The sequence below is a fragment of the Kangiella sp. M94 genome (genome assembly GCF_054926195.1).
On sequence record NZ_CM142903.1, the window covers coordinates 168729 to 194666 of the forward strand.

A 25938-nucleotide genomic window follows, 5' to 3' on the forward strand; every position below is an offset into this window, starting at 1 on the left:
AAATGGCATTAAATTTGATTAATATAATTGAGGTTTAACACATGTTGGGCAACACCACGCCACTAAAAGAGTTTGATCCTGAACTTTTCGCATCGATGGAAGCTGAGAAAAAGCGCCAAGAAGAGCACATTGAGTTGATCGCGTCTGAAAACTATACCAGTCAGCGCGTGATGGAAGCCCAAGGTTCTGTGTTAACCAACAAGTACGCCGAAGGTTATCCGGACAAGCGTTACTACGGTGGCTGTGAGTATGTGGATGTTGCTGAAAAACTTGCTATTGAGCGCCTGAAAGAACTGTTTGGTGCTGATTACGCCAATGTGCAACCTCACTCTGGCTCGCAGGCAAATGCTGCTGTTTATATGGCTTTAGTCAAACCGGGTGATACCATTTTAGGTATGAGCTTGTCGGACGGTGGGCACTTAACCCATGGTTCAAAAGTTAATTTTTCAGGCAAAATTTACCATTCAATTGAATACGGCGTTGATGAGAATGGCTTTATTGATTATGCGCAAGTTGAAGCTTTGGCGCTTGAGCATAAACCTAAAATGATCGTGGCTGGCTTCTCAGCTTATTCACGTGTTGTTGATTGGGCCAAGTTCCGTGAAATCGCCGATAAAGTGGGTGCTTTCCTGTTTGTGGATATGGCACACGTTGCTGGTCTCATTGCTGCGGGTGAATATCCAAATCCAGTGCCTTACGCAGATGTGGTGACTTCAACTACCCACAAAACACTTGCTGGCCCTCGCGGCGGTATTATTATTGCTCGTTCCAATCCTGACCTTGAGAAAAAGCTAAATTCAGCTGTATTTCCCGGCGGTCAGGGTGGTCCTTTGATGCACGTTATTGCAGCTAAAGCAGTCGCTTTTAAAGAAGCTTTGAGTGATGAGTTCAAAGCTATTCAAAAGCAGGTCAAGATAAATGCCCAGGCAATGACTAAAGTATTAATGGAGCGTGGCTATAAAATCGTTTCCGGCGGTACCGACAATCACTTATTCCTGATTGATTTAATCGATAAGGACATTACTGGCAAAGACGCTGAGGCTGCTTTAGGTCGAGCCAATATCACGGTCAACAAAAATACCGTACCTAATGAGCCACGTTCTCCTTTCGTAACTAGTGGTTTGCGTATGGGGACACCAGCCATTACCACGCGTGGATTCAAGGAAGCTGAGGCAACTGAGCTTGCAGGCTGGATCTGTGATATTCTTGATGACATCACTGACGAGCAGACGATTGCTGATGTGAAAGAAAAAGCCTTGAAATTGGCGGCTCGCTTTCCAGTCTATCGCAGTTAATTGATAAGAACGCTATTGGCAACATAAGGAGCTGTTATGCATTGCCCGTTTTGCGCCCATCCGGATACAAAGGTTATTGACTCGCGTTTAGTCGCTGACGGCAGTCAGGTTCGCCGTCGCCGAGAATGTCTTGCCTGTGGCGAGCGGTACACCACCTTCGAAAGCGCTGAGCTAGTGATGCCCAAGATTATTAAAACGGACGGAACGCGTGAGCCCTTTAACGAAGCCAAACTTAGAACAGGCTTAGCTAAAGCGGTGGAAAAGCGCCCGGTTAGCGTTGAAGATCTGGAAGCAGCTATCAATAAAATTCTTTCGCAAATTCGCGCTCTGGGTGAGCGCGAAGTTCCATCTACTGTAGTCGGCGAGCTGATCATTGAGGCGTTGCGCGGTTTGGATGAAGTTGCGTATGTTCGCTTTGCATCTGTCTATCGTCGATTCAAGGATGTTAATGCATTCCGCGAAGAAATTGATAAATTGCAAAGTGATAGTAAAGAGTGACACTAACTGATTGCCGTCGTTAAACTTCCAATTCTAAGGGTAATTCATACCTGATATGTCTTTTACAGCACAAGATTCCAGCTATATGGCACGAGCTATTCAATTAGCGCGTAGAGGCTGGTTTACGACCCGAACCAATCCGCGGGTGGGTTGTGTGCTGGTAAAAGATGAGCAAATCCTTAGTGAAGGATGGCATGAAAAGCGAGGCTTTGCTCATGCTGAAATCAATGCGCTGAACCTTGCTACTGAATCTGTAAAAGGTGCTACCGCTTATGTGACGCTAGAGCCTTGTGCCCATCACGGCAAAACGGGCCCTTGCGCCGAAGCATTAGTTAAAGCCGGAGTCGTGCGCGTAGTAGCGGCCATGTTGGATCCGAATCCATTGGTGGCGGGTAAAGGAATGCAGATCCTGGCTGATGCTGGAATCAAGGTTGAGCATGGCCTGATGCAAAGCGAAGCCGAGAAACTTAATCTTGGCTTTATTAAACGCATGAGCAAAGACCTGCCCAGAGTGGTCGCTAAAATTGCCATGAGTCTTGATGGTAGAACGGCAATGGCCAGTGGTGAAAGCCAATGGATTACCGGTTCTGCAGCTCGTCGTGATGTGCAGCGTTTGCGAGCTGAGTCCGGAGCCATTATTACCGGCTCAGGTACCGTGGTGATCGATAACCCTTCCATGAATGTTCGAGACCAGGCCTATACTTCAAATCCTCATTTTACCCAACCGTTAAGAGTCATTGTGGATTCTCAGCATTTGATTGAGCCTGATGCCAGTATTTTTAGCCGTGAAGGCGCCTGCTGGTTGGTCAGTGATCACTTATCCGCAAAAGACTACCCAGCCAATGTTGAGCAAAAGCTGGTTCCACTGTTGCAAGCTGGTGAGGATGTTAGCCATCATAAAATTGATTTAACGGCTCTGTTGCAAGAGTTGGCGAAGGCTGGCGTCAATGATGTGCTGGTTGAAGCGGGTAGCGGTCTTGTCGGTGCTTTTGTTGAGCAAGGCTTGATTGATGAACTGGTGGTGTTTGTGGCGCCAAAGCTGATGGGGAGTTCGGCAAGACCATTGATGACGCTGCCAATAGATACCATGCAACGTAACATTGAGCTCAAACTGGTAGATTCGCGCAGCGTCGGCGACGACCTGAAATTGACCTATCAAGTGATTAAATAACCTTTGGCAGCAGTTTTCAAAGACTGCTTATGAAAGGTGCTCGTATAGTAAAAGGGTTTAAAAATGTTTACTGGAATTATCGAAGCAACGGGTTACATCGCAGCCATAGAGCCAAAGGGCGAGGATGCACGTTACCGTTTTCAGACCGGCAAGCTGGATTTGTCTGATGTTGAGTTGGGCGACAGTATTGCCTGTAATGGTGTTTGCTTGACTGTGATTGAACAATATGACGATGGTTTTGCCGCTGATGTGTCAGTGGAAACCATTAAGGTTACCTGCTTTAAGCATTATCAGGAGCAGCAGCCAGTCAATTTTGAAAAAGCGATGCTTCCGACCACTCGATTTGGTGGTCATATGGTCAGCGGACATGTGGATGGCATTGGTGAAGTGATGGCTATCGAAGACGCCGGCCGATCAATTCAGTACACCATTCGAGCACCGCAGGACGTGTTACACTATATCGCCATTAAAGGCTCGATTACGGTTGATGGAACCAGCTTAACCGTCAACCAACTCAATGGGGATTGTTTTTTCCTCAATCTGGTCCCACATACACTGCAAGAAACTATCGCAGACAGTTATCAAGTGGGAACCAGGGTCAATTTGGAAATTGACCTCATTGCTCGTTATTTAGAGCGCTTGATGCAGACTGGAGCTGTAAAACCTCAATAAATGTGTGAGAACTATGCAATTAAATAGCATCGAAGAAATTATTGAAGATATCCGTCAGGGCAAAATGGTCATTCTGATGGATGATGAAGATCGCGAGAATGAAGGCGATCTAGTGATGGCCGCCAGTCAGGTGCGCCCAGAAGATATTAATTTTATGGCGCGTTATGGTCGCGGACTAATCTGTTTGCCAATGACGCGTGAGCGTTGTGAGCAGTTGAACCTGCCACTCATGTCGCAACAAAATGGCGCGCGTTTCAGCACCAATTTCACAGTGTCTATTGAGGCATCGGAAGGGGTGTCGACCGGCATTTCAGCAGCAGATCGGGCGCGTACCGTACAAATGGCGGTTGCGCCAAATGCAAAACCTTCGGACATCGTACAGCCTGGTCATATTTTCCCGATTATGGCGAAGCCGGGTGGTGTCTTGAATCGCGCAGGTCACACCGAGGCGAGTTGTGATTTAGCGCGTTTGGCTGGCTTTGAGCCAGCAGCGGTGATCGTTGAGATTTTAAATGAAGATGGGACTATGGCGCGTCGTCCTGATCTGGAAAAGTTTGCTCAGGAGCATGGTCTTAAAATGGGCACCATTGCCGATTTGATTGAGTATCGTTCCACTAAAGAGAAAACCGTAGAGAAAGTCAGTGAGTGTCATTGGCCGACTGAGCATGGTGAATTCCGTTTGCATACCTACCGTGACACCATTGATGGGCAAGTGCATTTCGCTTTAGTCAAAGGTAATCCAAAGAATGATACTTCGACGTTAGTACGTGTTCACTTAACCGATAGCTTAGGCGATTTGCTGGAAGCGCAGCGTGGCAGAAAGCCAGGCTGGGGCCTGAGTAAAGCGATTGAGCGCATCGGCAAAGAAGGTGAGGGCGTTGTGGTGGTGCTGGCCAATAAAGAATCCAGCGAAGAAGTTCTTAATCGGATCCGTCGCTTTGAGCAGGAAGATAAAGGCGAACCTTTGACTCAGGAACAAAAGCGTCAGAAAAAGCGTACTGTCGGTATTGGCTCGCAGATTCTGGCGGAATTAGGCGTGCATAAGATGCGCTTACTGAGTTCAGGTAGCCAATATACCGGCTTGGCGGGTTACGGTCTCGAAATTGTTGAGAATATAGCACCTGAACAATAGAGCATGACGAGAAACTTTTGTTGGCAGCTTCCTTTGCGGGAGCTCTGCATAAGATAGCCTTAACCAATAGTTTCGTATTACAATAGCAGCACTAAACGAAACGTGGCTTCTGCCACGTTTTGCATAAAGATTTAAGCCAAACTTCAGGTAATCCATACCAATGAGCGACTTCAAGTTAGACTTTTCTACAACAGAATATCAAGGTGGCCGCATTGCCATTGTCCATGCACGTTTCAATTTGCCGATAATCAATCAAATGATCACTGGCGCTCAGGAGCGTTTGCAGGAGCTTAAAGTTCCCGCCGAGAATATTGAGCTGTTTGATGTGGCAGGGGCATATGAATTACCCTACGCAGTACAGCAAGTTGCTAAAACCAAGTTGTTTGATGCAGTGATTGCGATTGGCGTGGTCATTCGAGGTGACACTCCGCATTTTGATTATGTGTGCGCTGAATCCAGCACTGGCTTGATGCGAACTTCTTTAGACAACGATATCCCTGTCATTTTTGGCATATTAACAGTGAACACCGAAGCGCAAGCTGAAGAGCGCGCCAACCCTGCCAAAATGAATAAAGGTGGCGAAGCCGCTGCAACTGCTGTTGAAATGATTAATTTAACTCGCGCACTACAAGAGAAACGCTCATGAGTACTACTTTTAAGCCCGCTACCCGTCGTCGTGCAAGAGAATATGCGATGCAGGCAATTTATCAGTGGCAAATGTCTGACAATCCGCTGAACGAAATCGAAGCTCAATATTTGACGACTATGAATCCTAAGAAAGTGGACGTTGTTTATTTTCAGGAGTTGTTCTCGGGTGTGTTAACCAGCCTGGATGAAATTGACGCTGCGTTGACCCCTGCTTTGGAAAGAGAGATTGAAGGTATCGATCCGATTGAGCGAGCCATTATTCGCTTATCTGCGTTTGAGTTACAAAAACGTATTGATGTGCCTAAGAAAGTGGTCATCAACGAAGGTATTGAGTTAGCGAAAACATTTGGTGCAACTGATGGCCATAAATTCGTTAATGGTGTGCTCGATAAAATCAGCAAAACTTTGCGCCCAAACGAATAACCCATTAGTTAGTTAATGATCTCATGAAAGAGTTTGAACTGATCAAGGAGTACTTCAGTTTTAGCCGATTGAAATCAGACACAGTGATCGAAGGGATAGGTGATGATTGTGCCGTGCTTTCGGTGCCTGCTAAACGCCAATTAGTTACTTCGGTTGATACACTGGTTGATGGCGTTCATTTTTTTTCAGACATTGATCCAGCCGATATTGCTTATAAATCATTAGCGGTTAACATTAGTGATCTGGCTGCTATGGGTGCCAAACCTTTAGGTTTCACGCTGGCACTGGCTTTGCCCAACGTTAGTGCAGACTGGCTCAAAGCCTTTAGCGCAGGTCTGCAACAAGCGAGCGAAGAATTTGATATTCCGCTGATTGGTGGTGACACTACACAGGGGCCATTAACTATTACGATCAATGTATTGGGTACGGTTAAATCTGATAAAGTTTTATTACGAAAGTCGGCACAACTTGATGATGATATCTGGGTCACCGGATATCTGGGCGATGCGGCAGCGGCTTTAGATTTGCATGATAAAGCACAGGCTCAACAGCTTAACGAAGCAGAAGACTATTTATGGCAACGCTTACTGCGACCAAGTCCTCCCATAACTTTTGCTAAAAAGTTAGCCAAGTTGGCGCATGCTGCCATTGATATTTCTGATGGTTTATTAGCAGACCTGGGGCATATCCTTGAGCAAAGTCATTGCTCAGCGAAAGTTAAAGTGTCGTCATTGCCGCTGTCTGAACAATTGATTCAATGCGTTGGCATCGAAGCAGCTCGTGATTTTGCATTGAATGGCGGTGATGACTATGAATTATGCTTTACCGCTAAGCCCAGTATGCGCAACAAGATCCTCAATCTGGCAGAAGACTTTAAGGTGAATGTTCATCGAATTGGCACAATAGTGGATGAGGCGAAGGGTGAGCTTCAGCTAGTATTGAATGGCAAACCTTATCAATCAAAGCGCCAAGGTTGGCAACACTTTTCAGAATAAACCAATATAAGAATCTATCAACTATGTCTTTGAGCCAAACCGTGTTTAAAAACCCTATCCACTTTCTCGCCTTTGGTTTTGGCTCAGGGCTACTGCCGAAAGCCCCGGGAACCTGGGGAACTCTGGTCGCCATTCCACTTTGGTATGGCTTATCTTTGCTAAGCCTTCCCTGGTATATCGCAACGACAGTGTTGCTAAGCATTGTCGGCATTGGCATATGTCATTACAGCGCTAAAAAACTTGGTGTCCACGATCATCCAGGCATTGTGTGGGACGAGTTCTGCGGCTATTTCGTCACCATGATTGCAGCTCCAGCGGGCTGGATTTGGCCGGTTGTAGGTTTCATCCTGTTCCGCATTTTCGACATCATTAAACCCTGGCCGATCAAATGGCTCGACAAAAAAGTCCACGGTGGCTTCGGTATTATGATCGATGATCTGCTGGCCGGTGTTTTTGCTTTATTGATCATGCAAACATCTTTGTATTGGCTGTAACCTGAAAGGATTATTTGTGAATAAGTTATTACTTTGTTTATTGGTTTTTACATTTCCTTGTTGGGGGAAAGAGGTTGATGATTCATCAAAGATAGCTGATAAACTTGATCAAATTAAGTCTTATGAATCTCTTGCAGGGGAGTGGCAGGGAGAGTTTACTATTAAGGCCTTTCCAGAAGACTTAAAACACTACTTTGACGAAACTGATATAGTCGGAACAGTTATAGAGATCAAGGTCATTGTATCTGAAAGTGAACCACCCAGGTTTTTTAAGAAGACTTCACCTGAAAACCAGTGGCATGAAACTGATGGTGAAGTTTCTATTAATCCTGATGTCCTTGGCTTCCATATTTTAGTTAAAAGACAAGGCGGAGTTTGGATTGAAAGAGAGCTTATGTCGTTTTCAAGACTATCCGAAAAGCAAGCTACATTGACCTACACTCGGACTGTTCATAACTGGTTTTATGAACCCAATGCTGAAGCACCTGAGTATTATTATATTTTTGGTTCAGGGAAAGTGGATAAACAATAATGACTCTTACTATTAGAGATGTAGGGTGCGTCACGACGCAGCTCCTGCCCTAAGGGTACCCTACAAGGGCTGCATATATAGTTGGGATTCACTTTGTTCATCACCAACCTACAAGAGCAGTATGTTTCTTATAGTTAACCTTGCTTCAAACTCTTAATAATATCGTTTGTAGTTAAACCAATTCTTTTCAATAATTCTTTGGTGTCGCCATGTTCAACTAGGTGATCAGGAATCCCTAAGTTCTTGACTTTGGTTTGAGTATGGCTATTCATCTCATAGAGTTAAACCAAAAGCACTGATTTATTGGTCATCAAAAAAGTTATTGTAGTTAGGTCTGTAAGTTCGATTGAAAATGCTCTGTAATCCCATCTTTAGTTTGTAAAATCAAAAGGTTAGGTCGTTCTTCTCCGACCTGTGTCAACTTTTTTTTCAGATTGAAAAATATATTTGCATATATTGCCATTTTGCCCTTTATTCCATACCTATTTTACTACCCATGCTATGTAATTTATGGTATTTCTATGGATGCTTTATTTGAGAAGCAGTTAACAAAAAAGGGGAATATTATGGATAGAGGAAAAATAATCAGCATTACCATTTTGGGTATATTAGCGTTATTTGTTGCTCAGAATGCGAATGCAAAGCAGCAGCTGCAAATTAGTGCCGACCAGCTGCATATCAAAGACTTGAGTTATAACCAGGAAGGACAACTCAAAGTTTCGGGTCCAAATGGTATCAGCCAAACTTATAAAGTAAGTAAAGGGCAGTCTTTAATACCAGTTTATGAGCTCCGTCTAAAAGAAGATGGACTTTATGAGTATGAGTTGACACTCGTTACTCAAGAAGGAGAAGAAGCTGTTACTGATCCAAGGAATGGCAGAGTTAACGCCAAACGAACCTTGGGTAGTGCAGAAAAATTATATGGTGCTTTTACAGTAGTCAATGGACGAATTGTAGAAGGTCAGTTAGAAAGCGATCAGAATAATGACGTTCAAAGATAGGAGAAGGGATATGTTTAAGAACAAAAGTGTAATGGGGTTAGCAGTTTTTGCAGCTGCAGTAGGTATGGATGCGAAAGCAGATATCGTCCATGCAGATGACGTTATTGTTCAAGGAAGTCACTGCGTAGGTATAGACTGTGTGGATGGTGAGGCTTTTAGTTTTGATACTGTCAGATTAAAAGAGAACAACTTGAGAATTCACTTTGAGGATACGAGTTCTTCTGGTTCTTTTCCTACTAATGATTGGCGAATCATTATTAATGATACAGGTAGCGGCGAAACAAGCCACTTCTCTGTTGAGGACTCTACAGGTGTGACAGTTCCATTTAGGATTGAAGCCACGGCACCTTCAAACTCATTAGTAGTTGATGCAACAGGTCGGATCGGTTTGGGAACTAACTCCCCAGTAACAGAAATTCACACAGTTGATAGTGATACGCCGACGTTAAGATTAGAGCAGGATAATTCGGGTGGTTGGACACCGCAAACTTGGGATATGGCGGGTAATGAAGCGAACTTTTTTATTCGTGATGTGACCAATGGTAGTACATTACCTTTTAGAATTAAGCCAGGCGCTCCAACAAGCTCAATACATATTGTTGATGGTGGTAATGTTGGAATGGGTACATCTTCGGCGGACTCGTCGTTACATGTTTTACGCTCGGACGGAACTGCTGCACTAAAAGTTGAAGAAACTAACGGCACAACTGCAAATCGAGTTATGTTGGAGCTGGAAAATAACGGCGCACCACAGTTGGCTCTTAAAAATAGCAGTAATGGCGCTGAATGGCGTTTTTCTATGAGTGCCAGCAATACATTCCAGTTCGACAACATCAATACACCCGGAGCTGAATGGTCAATGACTGAAGCTGGACAAGTAAAAATGGGTCCAGGGGGAAGCGGAGTGTTTGACTTAAGACCGAACGGTAATTTAATTCTTGCAGGAAGCTTGACTCAAATGTCGGATGTGAACAGCAAAACCAATATCAAGTCAGTAGACAGACAAGATGTTCTTAACAAAGTTGCTCAAATTCCAATTAACAAATGGACTTATAAAGATGATCTTGATAAAGAGCATTTAGGACCTATGGCTCAAGATTTCCATGCGGCATTTGGCCTTAATGGAGATGATAACCGCCATATTTCAACTCTTGATATGGCTGGCGTTTCGTTCGCAGCAATTCAAGCTTTGAATGATAAAGTTGAAAAGCAAGAGCAAGAAATTGCTGAGCTTAAGAGCTTACTAAAACAGGCTCTGGCAACAGAATAATCAAGTTGCTATGCTAATAAAAAAGCCTCTTAGGAGGCTTTTTTATTTTGTCAAAGAATTACACAATTACATGAGTAGAATTTGTTGTAGAGCAAGACTTAACCAGCTTGATAAAGCTATCAATTATGCCATCAGGTGAAAGACGTTTTTGTTTTTACTTAAGTGGTAAAGCAATGTGCTTCTTATATGTATAAATTTGTCTAGCAGATATAAAGCCGCCTAACTCTTCTTCGATTAAGTCCAAATCCAATGACAGTTATAAACTCTCAACAATATCTTCGGCAGTTAAGTCAATTCTTTTAAACAATTCTTTGGTATCGCCATGTTCAACAAAGCGATCGGGAATGCCTAAGTTTTTGACTTTGATTTGAATGTCGTTATTCAATAGGAATTCGTTGATGGCTGAACCTGCGCCGCCCATGATGGCGTTTTCTTCGATGGTCATAAATTGCTCGTGGGTTTCGGCTAATTGTCTGATTAACTCTTCATCCAATGGTTTAACGAAGCGCATGTCGGCGACGGTGGCATGGATTTTCTCGGCGGCTTCCATGGCGGTTTGTACCATTGAACCAAAGGCTAGAATGGCCACCTTTTCACCGCGACGTTTGATGCTGCCTTTACCGATTGGGAATGGAGTAAAGGTTTGTTCCGGCTCAATGCCGCTACCAACGCCACGCGGATAACGAACTGCTACTGGGCCTTCGTATAAATAGCCGGTGTACAGGCATTGGCGACATTCGTTTTCATCACTGGGAGTCATGATGACCATATTGGGAATGCAGCGCAGGTAGCTAAGATCAAAGACACCATTATGGGTGGCACCATCGCCACCAACCAAACCGCCACGATCTATGGCAAATAACACATCAAGATTCTGTAGTGCCACATCATGAATCAGTTGATCGTAACCACGTTGCAAAAAGGTCGAATAAATAGCGCAAACAGGTTTTAACCCTTCGCAAGCTAAACCAGCAGACACTGTGACTGCGTGTTGCTCGGCAATGCCGACATCATAATAACGTTCAGGAAATTCGCGCGAGAAACGAATCAAATCAGAGCCCTCACGCATGGCTGGCGTTATACCAATCACGCGTTCATCTTTGGCGGCAATATCACACAGAAAATCACCAAAGATATTGGAATAGGTTTTAGGCTTTTTACCTTTCGGCAGACTGCTGTCTTTTGGATCAAAAATCGGTACGCCGTGATAGGCAATCGGATCATTTTCCGCTGGCTCATAGCCTTTACCCTTGCGAGTAACTATGTGTAAAAACTGCGGGCCTTGCAGCTCTTTAATATTGTTCAGAGTATTTAATAGAGTAGGCAGATCATGGCCATCAATCGGACCATTATAATTAAAGCCCAATTCTTCAAACAAAGTGCCCGGTAGAACCATGCCTTTCATGTGTTCTTCGGCACGGCTGACAAAGTCGGACAGTGGCTTGATATTGTGTAATGCTTTTTTGCCGGTTTCGCGAACGCGCTGGTAAAAACGACCAGCCAGTAATTTGGCCAGATATTTATTCATACCGCCGACATTTTCTGAAATCGACATTTCATTATCGTTCAGAATAACCAATACGTTAGCATCAGTATCGGCTGCGTGATTCATGGCTTCGAAAGCCATGCCGCCGGTTAGAGCACCATCACCAATGACGGCCACACAATGGCGGTCTTCGCCTTGTTGTTTGGCTGCCAGCGCCATGCCCAGGGCCGCGCTGATGGAAGTGCTGGAGTGGCCGACTGCAAAGGTATCGTATTCAGACTCGGTACGCACCGGGAATGGGTGCAGGCCGTCAGTTTGACGAATGGTTTGTAACTGGTCGCGCCGACCTGTAAGGACTTTGTGTGGATAGGCTTGATGGCCCACGTCCCACACAATGCGATCCTCTGGGGTATTAAACATATAGTGCAAGGCTACAGTGAGCTCTACCGTGCCGAGACCAGCTGCAAAGTGCCCACCACATTGGCTGATAGTGTCTATGAGGTACTGACGTAGCTCATCCGCCACTTCAGTCAGCTGAGACTTCTCTAGCTGCCTGAGGTCATTGGGCGAGTCAATGTGCATTAATAAAGGGTATTTTTCAGAGCTCATAGGGTTTTGCGGCAATTAAGCGTTACGATTGACTATATAATTCGCCAACTCGGCGAGGGAGTCGGTATTGTACGGCAACTTAGACAGCGCTTGTAGGGATAAATCCAATAAATCGGCTAATTTTTGCTTAGAACCATCGAGGCCAAGTAAGGCCGGATAAGTGTTCTTATCCTTGGCCAAATCAGAGCCTTGCGGCTTGCCAAGGGTGCTGGTATCGGACTCAATATCGAGAATATCGTCTTTGACCTGAAAGGCCAGCCCAATCGCATCGGCATATTGCTCAAGCGAGTGTTGCTCCTGCTCATCCAGCTTGCCGGCGCACAAGGCGCCCAGAAGAACGCTGGCTTTGATTAATGCTCCGGTTTTCATGCGATGCATTTGTTCCAGCGTGGCTAAATCTATGACCTTAGAGGTTGATTCCAGATCAATGGCCTGACCGCCACCCATCCCCAATGAACCACTGGCGTGAGCCAGTAATTGGATCATTTGTAACTGTTGCGGTTGGGCCGTATCCGAAAAGGAATGGCTGGCCAGCTCTTCAAAGGCCTGTGTATGCAAAGCATCACCGGCCAATATCGCGGTGGCCTCACCGAACTGAATATGACAGGTCGGTTTACCACGACGTAAGTCATCATCATCCATTGCCGGTAAATCGTCATGCACCAGCGAATAGCAGTGAATTAGCTCAACCGCCAGAGCAGGACAATCTAAATCAGAAAGCTCAGCACCTAGGGCTTGTCCAGTCATATACACCAGCGTAGGGCGAATACGTTTGCCACCGTTAAGGGCACCGTAGCGCATGGCCTGATGCAAACTTTTTGGATTGCTGTCATCCCCGGGTAGGCGCGTCGTTAATAACTGGCAAATCCGGTCTTGCCAGTGTTCAAGTTGTTGGTGAGTAGTCATTGAGAGTTAGGCTTATTCGTCGTCGACTTCGAAAGCCTGTTCCTGATTGTCCATCAGTATGGTTACTTTCTGTTCCGCTTCTGAGAGCAGCTGTTGGCATTGGCGGGATAACTTGACGCCTTTCTCGAATACTTTGAGAGCTTCATCGAGAGGCAATTCTCCCCCTTCAAGCTGCTCAACAATAGTCTCCAGTTCCTGTAACTGGCTTTCAAAATTAACGCTGGTCGTTTTTTTTGCGGGGGCATTCTTTGCAGGCATAAGTATTGATCAAGGTTTGGATGTGATAATTGTCCTTATTGTCCTATATTGATAGTAAAAAGAAAAGGAGCGCGCGAACAAGTTGCCCTGCAGCTGCTTTTCATTGAAAAAGTTGCGTCTGGTACGGTTCAAGTGTCGCATTAGCTTGTAAATATCGCTAAAATCCCCACCTATCCTAGACATTTACTTAATTTGCGCATTATTGCGCCTAATGGCAGATTCATGAGTTCAGCGACTGACAAGACTACAGATAATGTTACGGCTAATGCCACGAGCGGTGCGGAAAAAGTCACTCCGACCAACTTTATTCGTAACAAGATTAACGAAGATATTGCCAATAATAAGAATGAAGGGCGAGTACACACTCGTTTCCCGCCAGAACCGAATGGCTATCTGCATGTAGGGCATGCTAAATCAATTTGCCTGAATTTCGGTATCGCGCGTGACTATGACGCGCCCTGTAATTTGCGTTTTGACGATACCAACCCTGAAAAAGAAAGTGAAGAATTTGCCAAAGCGATTCAGGAAGATGTGCACTGGCTTGGCTTTGAATGGAAAGGTGAAGTACATCATGCTTCAGATTACTTTGATCAGCTGTATGTCTTCGCTGAAGAACTCATTCAAAAGGGTAAGGCCTATGTGGACGAACAGCCTGCTGACAAAATTGCAGAAAACCGTGGTAATTTCCAGACACCTGGCACTGAAAGTCCATACCGTGACCGTCCATTTGAAGAGAGTTTAGCTCAGTTTCGTCGTATGAAAGCTGGTGATTTTGCCGATGGGCAAATGGTGTTACGTGCCAAGATTGATATGTCGCATCCGAACATGTTGATGCGCGATCCTGTTTTGTATCGAATTAAGCGTTTCCATCATATTCGTACCGGTGACAAGTGGTGCATTTATCCAATGTATGACTTCACTCACTGTATTTCCGATGCGTTGGAAGGTATCACGCATTCTTTATGTACACTTGAGTTTGAAGTTAACCGTCCGCTGTATGACTGGGTGCTGGATAACATCACGATTGACTGCCATCCGCAGCAAATCGAGTTTTCGCGTTTGAACCTTGCTTACACCATTACTTCCAAGCGTAAGCTAACTCAGCTGGTGGAAGAAAAGCGTGTGGACGGCTGGGATGATCCGCGTATGCCAACCATTTCAGGTATGCGTCGTCGCGGCTATACTCCGGCATCGATTCGTAACTTCTGCGATGCCGTTGGTATTAGCAAGGTCAATAGTGTCACCGACATGATTTTGCTGGAAGATAATGTGCGTGATGATCTGGATAAGTCTACTCAGCGTCGCATGGCGGTGCTAGATCCGATCAAGGTCATTATTACCAATTACCCGGAAGACAAAGAAGAAATTCTTACGGGTAACAACCACCCCAAGTTTGAAGAAATGGGCACGCGTGATCTACCTTTTAGTCGCGAAGTTTATATTGACCGTGCGGATTATCGTGAAAGTGCTAATAAAAAATACAAGCGTCTGGTCAAGGATGGCGAAGTGCGTTTGCGTAATGCTTATGTGATTAAAGCCAACGAAGCGATTCTGGACGAAAATGGTGAGATTAAGGAACTTCATTGTACTTATGACCCAGATACTTTAGGTAAGAACCCGGAGGGGCGTAAGGTGCGTGGTGTTATTCACTGGGTTTCTGCTAAACACGGAAAAACTGCCACGATTCGCTTATATGACCGTTTGTTCAATGTGCCTAATCCTGGTGCAATGGATAACTTTCTGGAGGCATTAAATCCAGATTCTTTTGCAGTGATTACCGCCATGGTTGAGCCGAGTTTGGTGCAGGCAAATCCTGAAGATCGCTTCCAGTTTGAACGTGAGGGATATTTTACTGCGGATCGCTATGAGTTCTCGGCGGATAATCTGGTCTTTAATCGTACTGTCACATTGCGTGATTCCTGGTCGGATAAAGACGCTAATTCTTAACGCTTACTGTGTCGATTAAAGCTTGAAAATAAAAAGGCCAATCTTTCGATTGGCCTTAACTCTTTTAGGGGGACTAGGTCTGAGGGTTCTGAGTTCTAAGATCTAGGTCTAAAAGCTTGTCTAAAAAGTAACTTTCCATGAACTAACAATGACAACTTATCTGTTAAGTTTGTCACTCATTCTTATAAAAAGTTCAAAGTTTTTGCCAAAAGATGCATGGAACTATCAAAAATTACTGTTAATCTAATGGTAACCGATTGATTTTTACAGGATTTAAAAATGAAAACTTTACTAAAATGGAGCCTCAGGCTAGTGATAGCAGTGGTTGCCCTGTTTATCGTGGCTGCCGTTGCTTTAATGATTTTCTTTAACAGTGATCAGGTTAAATCTACTCTTATTACTCAGGTTAAAGAAAGAACCGGCGCTGAGCTAGTGATTGAACAAGATTTAAGCCTATCATTTTTCCCATGGTTAGCGATTGAAACCGGTGGTGTCAGTTTATCGCAGCCCCCTGCATTTCCACAAAGAGACCCAGCTCTGACCATTGGCGCTGTGTCCGCCAGTATCAAGTTGATGCCTTTATTCAGTGGTGATATTGAAGTTGGCGCCGTGACAGTGAGCGATGCAACCTTAAATATGACCAGTGGCCCGCAAGGTAAGTCAAACCTACAAGCTTTTACTGAGGCGTTACAAAAAGCAGAGACTAAAGATACCGTTAAAGAAACCCCTGAGGCGGACGCTTTAGCTTTGAGTCTGCAGAAGCTAGAACTTAATAATTTTACCGTCAATCAGTTTGATGCCAATAACAAGCTGAGCCAAAGCTTTACTTTAGAGCAGCTAATGATTGAAGACTTCCGTCCAGGAGAGTTCAGGCCGGTTTCTGCAAACGGTAAAATTGCTGGTGAAGTTAATAAGCCGGTCATGTTATGGGCTTTGGCTGGTGATTTGAAAATCAGTCAGGACTTTAAGCAAATTAATGTACAAAAGATGGATGCCAGTGTCGATAATGTTTCAAGTACCATCCAGACTGTTGGCTTGGCTGGGACCTTATCGGTCATTATGGACAGTAAACGTACATTGATTGAGCATCAGGGTGCGGTGACACTTGATGACCAGTCGGTGACACTTAAAGCCTCGGCAGGTCTGGGGGATATTAATGATATTAAAGTTAGTATGAATGCGGACAGCTTAACTCTTGATCGGTTGATGGCAACAAGCGGCAAGAAAGAGTCCACAGCAAAAGCTGAAGCCGACTTTTCGCCAGTTGCCGACTTCCTTAAAAAATCCCGTATTCAAGGTGACCTGGCAGTTGGTAGCTTAAATTTAAAAAACACCAAGTTTACGCAGGTTACGGCCAAGGTATTTAATAAGGGAGCTACATTGCACCTCGATCCCTTTAAGGCTCAGGCTTTCCAGGGCGAGTTAGCAACTACTGCTAGCGTTAATTTTGCGAGCCAGCCATTGGCGCTTGCAGTACAACCAGATTTAAACAATATTCAGGTGGGTGATTTGCTCGCGGCTTTCTTTGGCTTTGAGCGCCTGTCAGGGCTGGGTGCTCTCGATCTTGATATGAAGACCAAAGGTGTAGACGTTAAGCAGATGCTGCAAAACCTAAATGGTACCGGCCATATCAATTTATCAGACGGTGCCTTGATGGGGATTGATATCGAAAAACTGATTGCATCTGGTTTAAGCCTACAGAGTCTGAATAAAGAAAGTTACAGCGGCAAAACGGTATTTGCCGGGTTAAAAGGTGACTTGAAAGCCGATAATGGTGTTATTAACTTGTCAAACTTTGCGATTAATTCTCCTCTGTTTGATTTGCTCGGCAGGGCAACTACCGATGCCAATAAGGAATCTATTGGCGGCAACTTTCAGCTGGTTCTAAAAGGTGCTTTAAAAGAGCAGGTGGAAGCTAAATATCCTAAGCTGGCTGGGAAGAAGCTTCCTTTTGAACTAAAAGGTACCTGGGCTGAGCCAAAAGCCAATATTGATTATGAAGCAATCCTCAAAGCCGAATACCAGGGAAAAATTGATGAGAAAAAACAGGAGTTAGAGGATGAAGCGAAAGAGAAAGTCGAAGATAAACTAAAAGACTTACTGCGACGCAAGAAAGAAGATGACCAGTAGTCCTTGTCGCAACAAAAAGTAATTGTTAGTTGGTCTACGCCCTCATTTGAGGGCGTTTTTTATATAAATAATTGATGCTCAACTAAACCCTTTGCCAAGAACGGGCATCCAATAGATGTATTAACAAAATGAGGGTTAACGATGAAAACATTAATTTACACAAGTGCCATAGTGGCTTTATCAGTTTTTGGTACAGCTAGTCAGGCGGAAGAAAGCAAAAGCTTTTCACAAACTTATGATTTCAGCGCTACTGGCTCTGTTTCCGTTGAAAATATTAACGGTAGTATTGAAGTTAGTGGCTGGGATAAAGATGAAATTGCTTTGGAATATGTGATTACTGCCGACAATCAGAAAGATCTAGAACGTATCGAAGTGATTATTGACCACACTGACAAGGACTTTGACGTTGAAGTGGATTTCAAAAGTTCTGGTATGTTTAGCTGGGGCGGTGGCTCTGGCGAAGTGGACTTTGTGTTGAAGGTACCTAATAAAGCCAAGCTTAATTCGATTGATTCGGTCAATGGAGCTATCACTATTGTGGGTATGCGTAGTGATGTCCAGGCTGATGCTGTTAATGGCAAGATTACCATTGAAGGCTCTTCTGGCGATGTGTCTGCCGATACTGTGAATGGCAAAATCGTTATTCGTATGGACCGTTTAGGCTCCTCACAAAGAGTTAAGGCGGATAGCGTTAATGGTGATATAGCAGTTTATGCCCCAGCCGATGCTTCGTTTAGATTGTCCTCAGAAACTTTAAATGGCGATCTCAGTAATGATTTTGGTATTGAAGTAGATGAAGGTGAGTATGTTGGCGCCGAGATGAATGGTTCCTATAACGGTGGTGGCGCCAGCTTGTCATTTGATACGGTTAATGGCGATATTGAAATTTTAAAGAACTGAGATTCTTTAAATTAAAGAGTTCAACACCCCTGAAGTATCCTCTGGGACTCTTTTCGCAACCTATTGGGCGGATTCTTAACGGACTCCGCCTTTTTTATGTTTTAAGAAGTAGTACAGTATCAGCCCCAATGAGCTTTAATTGTAAACCCCAGTGATCGGCTATCCACTGAAGGGTGTTATCCGAATAGAAGCAGACGTGAGTTTGGTCATTTTTGTAATGCCAGCGGGCAAAAGCATCCTGACTGATCCAGCGTTTAGTCATGATGCCGAGCACTCCTTGGGGTTTTAGCATCTTCACTAGTTGCGGAATTACTTCGGCAGGTTGATGTAAATGTTCAAAGACTTCGGTGCTGGTAATAAAGTCATATTGCCGCGACAGTAACTCGGGTCGGTTGGCATAAAAAGGATCATAGTTCTCCATGCTAAAGCCACGCTCTGCCATCATCACCGAAATGGTAGGGCCTGGGCCACAACCAAAATCGAGCCCTTGTGCGTTATCAGGCAGGCTTTCCGACAAGGGTATCAGCAAACGGTCAAGAAACTGGCGATAGCCTTGATCACCCGGTGAGTTCTGATGGAGGTCGTATAGCGACTTCTCGGCGGCGGCTGATAGCAGTTGATGTTTGGGCACAAAAACCAGATCGCAGACCTGACATTGCAGATAATCGCGCTGTTTGTCGGTGTGAAAGTGCAAAGTTTGGTGCTTCAAGCAAAGAGGGCAAGTCATCGGCAATCTTTTACGTTAAAATAGCGAAAACACGAAAAGTATCATTTTAATGGCATTAGTATCGTTACAACAAGTTGAAGTCAGTTATGGTGGCCCAGCTTTATTGAATAAAGTTGATTTCACCATGGAGCCTGGCGAGCGGGTTTGTCTTATTGGCCGTAACGGCGTTGGAAAATCGACCCTTCTGAAAGTTATCAATCGCGAAATTATCCCTGATGATGGTGATATTCGCTTTGTGCAGGGCATCAAAGTCGCCAAACTCACGCAAGAAGTGCCATCTGGCACCAGTGGCAGCGTTTTTGACGTTGTCGCTGAAGGTCTGGGCGAAGCTGGAGCCTTGATTCGAGAGTTTCATCACTTAATCCAATCCACTGACGACGCATCGATGCAGAAGTTGGCGCGAGTGCAGGAAAAGATCGAAGAGATTAACGGTTGGGCGATGGATCAGAAAGTCGAGACCGTGATTAATCGGTTGAGTCTCGATGCAGAAAAATCGTTCGATGAATTGTCCGGTGGTATGAAACGACGGGTTCTTTTAGCTAAAGCTTTGGTGGAACAACCGGATATTTTATTGCTGGATGAGCCAACTAACCACCTGGATGTCGAGTCTATCGAATGGTTGGAATATTTCCTTAAGGCCTACGAAGGCAGCTTATTGTTTATTACCCACGATCGTCGATTCCTGAAAAATCTGGCGACTCGAATAGTCGAAGTAGACCGGGGTAAATTAACCTCATGGCCGGGCGACTATGAAAACTTTCTGCGTCGAAAGGCAGAGCAGTTGGCAGCTGAAGAAAAACAAAACCAGGATTTCGATAAAAAGCTTGCTCAAGAAGAAGTCTGGATCCGTCAGGGTATTAAAGCACGCCGTACTCGTAATGAGGGGCGTGTCCGAAGATTAGAAGCTGCGCGACAAGAGCGTGCCGAGCGCCGTAATCTGATTGGCAATGTAAAGTTGCAAGCTCAAGATGTGGAAGCCTCTGGCAAGAAGGTTATCGAAGCAAAAAATATCCATCATGGATATGAAGGGCGAACCTTGGTCGATGATTTTTCGACCCTGATTATGCGTGGTGATAGGATCGGTATTATTGGTCCAAATGGTGTCGGTAAAACGACCCTGATAAACATTCTGCTTGGTGAATTAAAGCCAGACCAAGGTGAAGTGAAATTAGGTACCAAATTAGAGATAGCCTATTTCGACCAACATCGAGCCCAGTTGGATGAGAAGCAATCGGCGATGGATAATGTGTCTGGTGGCAAAGATTTGATGACCATTAATGGTCAGCCACGTCATGTCATCAGTTACCTGCAGGATTTTTTGTTTACTCCAGAACGTGCGCGTGCACCGATTACCGCTTTGTCGGGTGGCGAACGAAACCGTTTATTATTGGCCAAAATTATGGCTAAGCCATCTAATTTATTGATTCTGGATGAGCCAACCAACGATTTGGATATTGAAACCTTAGAGTTATTGGAAGAAATGCTGGATAACTATCCAGGCACTTTAATGTTGGTCTCACATGATCGGGATTTTCTGAATAATGTGGTGACTAGCACAATCGCGTTTGAGGGACATGGTATTGTTAAAGAGTACGTAGGTGGTTATGACGACTGGCTAAGACAAAAACCAGCTGATGCAGGGAGCACTTCGAGTACCAAGTTGGCTCAGGAAAAGCAAAAAGATTCTGAACCGAAAACTAAAGTGTCAAATAAGGGTCAAAAGAAGCTCAAAAAGTTGAGTTATAAAGATCAGCTTGAGCTTGATAAGTTACCTGAGTTGCTGGCAGAACTAGAAAACAAAATCGACGCGTTGCATAAGCAAATGAGCGATCCCGATTTCTACCAGCAGGATGGCGATAAAATTGCGGATACAAAGCAGGCGTTAGAACAGCTCGAAGCAGAGTTAGAACAAAAGTTCGAGCGCTGGGAAGCTTTGGAAGCAATGAGAAACAGTCTGTAAATACGATGTTAATTGAGGTGGTGTATGTCACAAGATGATTTTGATTTATTCAAAAAAGAGTTGTCCGATGTCCAACGCCTTAAAAATGATCGGGTGAATTTACATAAAGCGAATGAAGGGCCAAGCATTGCACAGCAAGCAAGACGCGAAGCAGCTTTAGGCCGTAAGCCTAATGTGGACCCCAATTATCTGACTACAGATTTTGTTGAGCCGGTATTACCGAATGATTGGCTTGAATATAAAAAAGACGGTGTGCAAGAGGGTGTCTATAAAAAATTACGTCTTGGAAAATATACCATTGATGCACATATAGATTTGCATCGACGTAGCGTTAATGAGGCGCGTGAAGATGTGTTTTATTTTCTTAGTGGTAGTTTTAAGCGTGGTAAACGTGTTGTATTAATTACGCATGGTAAAGGCGAGCGCAGTCATCCTCAGGCAGTTTTAAAAAGTCATGTCAATCATTGGCTGAAACAACATAGTGCTGTGCTAGCGTTTCATTCGACACAGAAACAACACGGCGGTTTAGGGTCGGTTTACGTTTTGCTTAAGAAAAATGATGAGGAAAAGCAAATCAACCGTGAATTATTTAACAAAGGTTTTGGAAAGAGACTGTAATAAAGTAAGGAAACCAAATTACAGCAAGGCGAGGATAATAAGATGGATAAAAATACTGATAATAAAGATTTGATTGAACTTGATGCTGAGCATGAAGAGCAGCAATCGAGTGAAAATAAAGATACCTGGGACAGAACCAGAGAGTTAATTCTTTTGCAAGTCAAATTAGGCATAGACGCTATTCGCGATTTCGTCTTAATGCCGGTAGCACTTTTTTGCTATATTTTAGACTTTGGAGAGCGTGATAAAGAGCGTCCAACCTATTGGGACCGACTAATGGCCTGGGGACGGCGCAGCGATCATCATATAAATTTGTTTAAACACCGTCGTTCTTATAAAAAAGGTTATATGACAATTGATGATGCTATGAACATTGTCGAAGAAACAATTCGCAAGGAAGTTAAAAATGGGGACTATTCTGAGCAAGTGGTTAATAAGGTTAAAGATAAGTTCAAAAACCGAGGTAAGCACTAAAGTTTGTTATCCCAACAGAAGGATTTAGTATGTCAGCTAACACAATGCAGACGGCAGTTGCTACTCTTGCGTTATGTTTTAGCCCGTTTTCTATAGCCGCCGATGAGATTCCTTTCGCAGAGCAGGAGTTGGTAGACCCTGATACCTTTGTAACCATTACCGTTGAGAATGATCTCTTCGCTGGCCACGATGGTGGCTATACCAATGGCATTGGCGTCAGTTGGGGCAGTGGCCCTTATAAGACATTGGATGCATTAAATAGCCCGGAGTGGTTACAATCAATGGCCAAAACTTTTGTTGTTCACGATGATGGCGAGCATTTCTATGGCGCCAGCTATAGTGTCTTCCAGGGCATACAGACTCCAGCCGATATCACCAATCCCAACTTTCAACCGGATGATTTACCTTATGCAGGTATTCTGGGCTGGCGTGGGAACGTGCATTCCTGGACGGAAAGGCGGGCTGAACAATTTAGCCTGATACTGGGCATAGTTGGCCCCGCATCGCTTGCAGAGCAATCTCAGAAGAGGGTGCATAAAATAACAGGTTCGGATAAACCTATGGGTTGGGATCACCAGCTGCATAATGAAGCTGTTATTGCTTTACAGGCGCGTCGCAGTTGGCGCCATGAAGTCAAAAACGGCGATGGGCATGGCGTTGACTTCATCGGTATCCTTGAAGCAAGTGGTGGTAACTTTTCCTCGTATGTTGCCGGAACTTACATGATACGTTGGGGCTTGAATCTCGAGCGCAGCCACGCCGCTATTAGTGTGTTGCCCGGACGTGGAATCAATCCGCTGGCAGGTACCAACTCTGAAGAATATTATGTTTTTCTAGGGGTACAGCCCAGATATGTTTTTAATGATATTTTTGTTAACGGTAACACTTTTCGTAATAGCCCATCGGTCACCTTAAAAAATGAGCAACTGATTTATTCCACCGGCTTTGTCTGGAACTGGAAAAATTGGGGATTGTTGTTTTCGTTGGCAGAAACTACCAGTACCTTTGAAGAGCGTAAAGGCAATACCCGTTTCGGCTCTTTAAGCATTAGTTATCGGTTGTAGCCTTGTGGGAAGAGTAATCAAACGGTTCTTTTGAGCTCTTTGCTGTTTTAATCTTCATGTGGAGAGGGGTAGTCAATATTGATTATCCAGAACAGCTTTTCACCGTCTGGTAGTTTTAACTTAACTTCATCATCAATCTGCTTTTTTAGCAGTGCTCGTGCCATTGGAGAGTCGATGCTGATGTAATGGGGTTTATGATCAAATTCATCGGAACCTACTAAACGATATACCAGATTTTTGCCATGCTCATCTTCTAGCGAAACTTGTGCGCCAAAAAAGACTTTGTCCCTCTCCTGTGGAATGTACTCAATGACACGCAACTCGGCTGTGCGTTTCTGCAGGTAACGGACGCGGCGATCAATTTCACGCAGTTGTTTTTTCCTATAAATGTACTCAGCATTTTCACTACGGTCACCTTCTGCTGCTGCGGCATTGATGGCTCGAGTGACTTCAGGCCGTAGTGTCTTCCACAAGTAGGCAAGTTCATTACGTAAGCGCACCGCACCTGCGGCGGTGATTAGATTGGATCGTTGCATCGTTAAATTACACAGTTAATTAGGTTGATCTTCTTCTTTGTTTTCAGTTGCTTCTTTTAACTGTTGATCGAGGTTATCAACACGGTTCTGCATTTCCTGCTCAACTTGTTTGGCTTTGTCGAGTTGTTGCTTTTTATAGTCTGATAATAGTTTATCGGACTCTTTTTCTTCGCTCGAGCAGGCTGTTAGCGTTATAGTGATCAGGATCAGTGAAAGCCATTTGTACATCGTAATACTCTTATAAGTAATTAAGTCTTCATGATAGCGCAGATACTGGTGACAAGTCCCGAGTCTAAGACCAATTATGCCCAATTAGGGTAATTCGGACTTTTACATTATAATTCGCTAATATAAATATTCAAAGACGTGCTTGATGATGTTGCATTTTAACCAACAGATTATGACGCCACTAAGTTGGGGGCGAGGCATTGCGCTTTTGCTCCAGGTATTTTACTTGTTTTGGCTGCAGCAGCTGCCTTCGCCTTTTGTCTGGGTCATTCTATCTGTGCAAACAGCCATATTGTTGCATACCGTCGTAATTAGCCGCGCAACCGTTAGCGAGCTGGGTATTTTTGTTGCTCTGTTACTTGATGCGCTGTTACTGATGGCATATGTCTATCTCACGGGCGGTATTGCCAACCCTCTGATTTCACTTTTGTTGTTACCGGTCGCTACCGCTTCATTGATGCTCAGACCCCACTATGCATTAAGCTTGTTATTGATTGCTATTGCTGGCTATAGCCTGCTGTTAAGTCTGGTATCGGAGTACCAGGCCCATCATGGTTTCACGTCTCACCTGATTGGCATGTGGCTGGTATTTATTGCCAGTGCGCTGTTGCTGTATTACCTGGTCAGTCGACTGGTGCGGGCAACCCGCATTCAGCAGCTTGAACTGGAGCAACAGAAGCAACGACAGCTTAGAGATGATTATTTGCTCGCGCTTGGTGTTTCCGCAGCTGATGCGGCTCATCAATTGAATACTCCCTTATCCAGCATGGCCGTGATAATTGATGATATGCCTGAGTCGGATGAAAAAAGCTTAATGGAGCAACAAATCAGTCGCTACCAGAAGATTACCCACAATATTCAGCTACAGTTTGAACAGTTAAAACAGCGTCAATATCAAACTATCTCGGTACATGATTTGTTAAGTCAGATTACTGTCAGTTTTAGATTGCTACATCCGGGGGTCAGTTTGGAGCTGGATGCTGGATCTGACTGCAACAGCAACCAGTATCAGCTGAACAGTCACCTTGGCTTTATCAGTGCCTTACTTAATATCATGGATAATGCGGCCAAGGCTTCGCAACTTAATCAACAGTCACGTATCAGGTTGTCTTGTGAGATTGACAGGAACGAGAGGCAGCAGCCATACCTTGATCTACGAATTTTTGATTTTGGTGAAGGTCTGGCTGAGCATCAGCTAGAGAATTATGGCTTCGTACCTAGCCTTAATTCACAGCAGGGTATGGGCACTGGTAGCCTGATATCCAGCGCCAGTATTGAATTGATGGATGGCACCATTGAGATTGCTAATCACTCCAAAGGCGCTGTGGTAACAGTAAGCATCCCCATTCTGTGGCAAGCATCAGCGGAGAACGGGCATTAGATTATGACTACTCATCTGCTATTGATTGAGGATGATGCTGCTTTTGCTCAGGTATTGCAGCACTCGTTACACAAGCGAGGAATAAGTTGCACCCATGTCAGTACGATTAAACAGGCCTCAGATCCTGAGCTGCAAAATAATTTCGACTCCATAGTGCTGGATTTATTTTTGGATGGTGAGTCAGGGTTAAGTATTTTATCGCAATTACGCCAGCGATATCCCAAAGCCAGCATTCTGATCCTGACCGGTTATGCCAGCATAGCGACTACGGTTCAGGCGATTAAACTGGGGGCCGATAATTACCTGCCCAAACCTGCCAATGCCACGCAGATACTGAATACCCTTTCTCAAGAGCCTGTTGAGCTACTCGAATCGGCTCAGCAGCGTTATGCAATCCAGGAGGGAGGTGGTAACGACACCCAAGCTCAAGATGTGCTGTCCGTTGAGCGCTTACAATGGGAGCATATTCAAGTAGTGTTAGCCCAAAACCAGGGTAATATTTCTGCTACTGCAAGGGCGTTAGGGATGCACAGGAGGACTTTACAACGTAAATTGTCAAAAAAACCTAAAAACAAATAAGAAT

The 25938-nt window shown here is 44.5% G+C and carries 27 protein-coding genes; 21 read left to right on the forward strand and 6 right to left on the reverse strand.

Translation table 11 applies throughout. The features are described 5' to 3' along the window. The first annotated feature begins 41 nt into the window (after positions 1–41). The 12 genes from glyA (at position 42) to ACYTXU_RS00940 (ending at position 10131) form a co-directional block, all read left to right on the forward strand. The gene (gene glyA, locus ACYTXU_RS00885; protein WP_462207649.1) at positions 42–1295 is read left to right on the forward strand and encodes a serine hydroxymethyltransferase; all 1254 of its coding nucleotides are present in this window, start codon (positions 42–44) and stop codon (positions 1293–1295) included. Positions 1296–1331: 36 nt separating this feature from the next. Then, entirely contained in the window at positions 1332–1793 is a 462-nt protein-coding gene (gene nrdR / locus ACYTXU_RS00890) for a transcriptional regulator NrdR (protein ID WP_012800404.1), read from the forward strand. 55 nt (positions 1794–1848) lie between these two features. Beyond that, positions 1849–2964 (forward strand): bifunctional diaminohydroxyphosphoribosylaminopyrimidine deaminase/5-amino-6-(5-phosphoribosylamino)uracil reductase RibD, encoded by a 1116-nt coding sequence (ribD, locus tag ACYTXU_RS00895; RefSeq protein ID WP_462207650.1) that lies wholly within the window; start codon positions 1849–1851, stop codon positions 2962–2964. Between the two features lie 63 nt (positions 2965–3027). Next, the gene (locus tag ACYTXU_RS00900; RefSeq protein WP_462207652.1) at positions 3028–3636 is read left to right on the forward strand and encodes a riboflavin synthase; all 609 of its coding nucleotides are present in this window, start codon (positions 3028–3030) and stop codon (positions 3634–3636) included. A gap of 13 nt (positions 3637–3649) precedes the next feature. Beyond that, on the forward strand, positions 3650–4768 hold the full coding sequence (gene ribBA, locus ACYTXU_RS00905) for a bifunctional 3,4-dihydroxy-2-butanone-4-phosphate synthase/GTP cyclohydrolase II (protein ID WP_462207653.1): 1119 nt from the start codon (positions 3650–3652) through the stop codon (positions 4766–4768). Between the two features lie 160 nt (positions 4769–4928). After that, on the forward strand, positions 4929–5414 hold the full coding sequence (ribH, locus tag ACYTXU_RS00910; RefSeq protein WP_462207655.1) for a 6,7-dimethyl-8-ribityllumazine synthase: 486 nt from the start codon (positions 4929–4931) through the stop codon (positions 5412–5414). Next, positions 5411–5839 (forward strand): transcription antitermination factor NusB, encoded by a 429-nt coding sequence (gene nusB / locus ACYTXU_RS00915; protein ID WP_462207657.1) that lies wholly within the window; start codon positions 5411–5413, stop codon positions 5837–5839. Before ribH ends, nusB begins: the two co-directional genes overlap by 4 nt. Before the next feature lie 23 nt (positions 5840–5862). Then, a complete protein-coding gene (gene thiL, locus ACYTXU_RS00920; RefSeq protein ID WP_462207658.1) occupies positions 5863–6834 on the forward strand; it encodes a thiamine-phosphate kinase in 972 nt (323 codons plus the stop codon). A gap of 23 nt (positions 6835–6857) precedes the next feature. Then, the gene (locus ACYTXU_RS00925) at positions 6858–7328 is read left to right on the forward strand and encodes a phosphatidylglycerophosphatase A family protein (protein ID WP_462207659.1); all 471 of its coding nucleotides are present in this window, start codon (positions 6858–6860) and stop codon (positions 7326–7328) included. 16 nt (positions 7329–7344) lie between these two features. Beyond that, on the forward strand, positions 7345–7860 hold the full coding sequence (locus tag ACYTXU_RS00930; protein ID WP_462207661.1) for a hypothetical protein: 516 nt from the start codon (positions 7345–7347) through the stop codon (positions 7858–7860). A gap of 521 nt (positions 7861–8381) precedes the next feature. Next, on the forward strand, positions 8382–8861 hold the full coding sequence (locus ACYTXU_RS00935) for a hypothetical protein (protein ID WP_462207663.1): 480 nt from the start codon (positions 8382–8384) through the stop codon (positions 8859–8861). 10 nt (positions 8862–8871) lie between these two features. Next, on the forward strand, positions 8872–10131 hold the full coding sequence (locus ACYTXU_RS00940) for a tail fiber domain-containing protein (protein WP_462207665.1): 1260 nt from the start codon (positions 8872–8874) through the stop codon (positions 10129–10131). A 256-nt stretch (positions 10132–10387) separates the two neighbouring features. Here the strand turns inward: ACYTXU_RS00940 and dxs are convergent, their stop codons facing one another. From dxs to ACYTXU_RS00955, 3 genes are read right to left on the reverse strand one after another with little or no spacing between them, the layout of a single operon-like run. Then, complete coding sequence (gene dxs, locus ACYTXU_RS00945; protein WP_462207667.1) at positions 10388–12226, reverse strand: 1-deoxy-D-xylulose-5-phosphate synthase; 1839 nt, start codon at positions 12224–12226, stop codon at positions 10388–10390. A gap of 15 nt (positions 12227–12241) precedes the next feature. Then, on the reverse strand, positions 12242–13132 hold the full coding sequence (gene ispA / locus ACYTXU_RS00950) for a (2E,6E)-farnesyl diphosphate synthase (protein ID WP_462207669.1): 891 nt from the start codon (positions 13130–13132) through the stop codon (positions 12242–12244). A gap of 12 nt (positions 13133–13144) precedes the next feature. Next, positions 13145–13390, reverse strand: coding sequence for an exodeoxyribonuclease VII small subunit (locus tag ACYTXU_RS00955; RefSeq protein WP_462207670.1), 246 nt, complete (start codon positions 13388–13390; stop codon positions 13145–13147). Positions 13391–13612: 222 nt separating this feature from the next. On the opposite strand from ACYTXU_RS00955, the gene ACYTXU_RS00960 reads away from it, so the two are divergent. The 3 genes from ACYTXU_RS00960 (at position 13613) to ACYTXU_RS00970 (ending at position 18367) form a co-directional block, all read left to right on the forward strand. Beyond that, positions 13613–15337 (forward strand): glutamine--tRNA ligase/YqeY domain fusion protein, encoded by a 1725-nt coding sequence (locus ACYTXU_RS00960; RefSeq protein ID WP_462207672.1) that lies wholly within the window; start codon positions 13613–13615, stop codon positions 15335–15337. A 279-nt stretch (positions 15338–15616) separates the two neighbouring features. Beyond that, positions 15617–17467 carry an AsmA family protein gene (locus ACYTXU_RS00965; RefSeq protein ID WP_462207673.1) on the forward strand — a complete coding sequence of 617 codons (1851 nt, stop codon included), beginning with the start codon at positions 15617–15619 and terminating at the stop codon, positions 17465–17467. A 141-nt stretch (positions 17468–17608) separates the two neighbouring features. Beyond that, on the forward strand, positions 17609–18367 hold the full coding sequence (locus ACYTXU_RS00970) for a DUF4097 family beta strand repeat-containing protein (RefSeq protein WP_462207674.1): 759 nt from the start codon (positions 17609–17611) through the stop codon (positions 18365–18367). A 94-nt stretch (positions 18368–18461) separates the two neighbouring features. Here the strand turns inward: ACYTXU_RS00970 and ACYTXU_RS00975 are convergent, their stop codons facing one another. After that, positions 18462–19094, reverse strand: coding sequence for a class I SAM-dependent methyltransferase (locus ACYTXU_RS00975; RefSeq protein ID WP_462207676.1), 633 nt, complete (start codon positions 19092–19094; stop codon positions 18462–18464). A gap of 49 nt (positions 19095–19143) precedes the next feature. Between ACYTXU_RS00975 and uup the strand changes: the two genes are divergently transcribed. Genes uup through ACYTXU_RS00995 form a run of 4 tightly spaced genes read left to right on the forward strand, consistent with a single transcriptional unit; the run spans position 19144 to position 23210 of the window. Continuing rightward, on the forward strand, positions 19144–21054 hold the full coding sequence (uup, locus tag ACYTXU_RS00980; RefSeq protein ID WP_462207677.1) for an ATP-binding cassette ATPase Uup: 1911 nt from the start codon (positions 19144–19146) through the stop codon (positions 21052–21054). Between the two features lie 24 nt (positions 21055–21078). Next, the gene (smrA, locus tag ACYTXU_RS00985) at positions 21079–21672 is read left to right on the forward strand and encodes a DNA endonuclease SmrA (protein ID WP_462207679.1); all 594 of its coding nucleotides are present in this window, start codon (positions 21079–21081) and stop codon (positions 21670–21672) included. Between the two features lie 42 nt (positions 21673–21714). Further along, positions 21715–22146 carry a hypothetical protein gene (locus ACYTXU_RS00990; RefSeq protein WP_462207681.1) on the forward strand — a complete coding sequence of 144 codons (432 nt, stop codon included), beginning with the start codon at positions 21715–21717 and terminating at the stop codon, positions 22144–22146. Positions 22147–22175: 29 nt separating this feature from the next. Continuing rightward, positions 22176–23210, forward strand: a complete 1035-nt coding sequence (locus ACYTXU_RS00995; protein ID WP_462207682.1) for a lipid A deacylase LpxR family protein — start codon at positions 22176–22178, stop codon at positions 23208–23210. A gap of 47 nt (positions 23211–23257) precedes the next feature. On the opposite strand, the gene greB is transcribed toward ACYTXU_RS00995, so the two are convergent. Both greB and ACYTXU_RS01005 read right to left on the reverse strand, forming a co-directional pair. After that, the gene (greB, locus tag ACYTXU_RS01000) at positions 23258–23746 is read right to left on the reverse strand and encodes a transcription elongation factor GreB (protein ID WP_462207683.1); all 489 of its coding nucleotides are present in this window, start codon (positions 23744–23746) and stop codon (positions 23258–23260) included. A 15-nt stretch (positions 23747–23761) separates the two neighbouring features. Next, a complete protein-coding gene (locus tag ACYTXU_RS01005; RefSeq protein ID WP_462207685.1) occupies positions 23762–23974 on the reverse strand; it encodes a hypothetical protein in 213 nt (70 codons plus the stop codon). Between the two features lie 145 nt (positions 23975–24119). Here ACYTXU_RS01005 and ACYTXU_RS01010 point away from each other — a divergent pair, with 145 nt between their 5' ends. Then, a complete protein-coding gene (locus tag ACYTXU_RS01010) occupies positions 24120–25355 on the forward strand; it encodes a sensor histidine kinase (RefSeq protein WP_462207687.1) in 1236 nt (411 codons plus the stop codon). Positions 25356–25358: 3 nt separating this feature from the next. Beyond that, positions 25359–25934, forward strand: a complete 576-nt coding sequence (locus tag ACYTXU_RS01015; RefSeq protein ID WP_462207689.1) for a response regulator transcription factor — start codon at positions 25359–25361, stop codon at positions 25932–25934. The last annotated feature ends 4 nt before the right edge of the window (positions 25935–25938 follow it).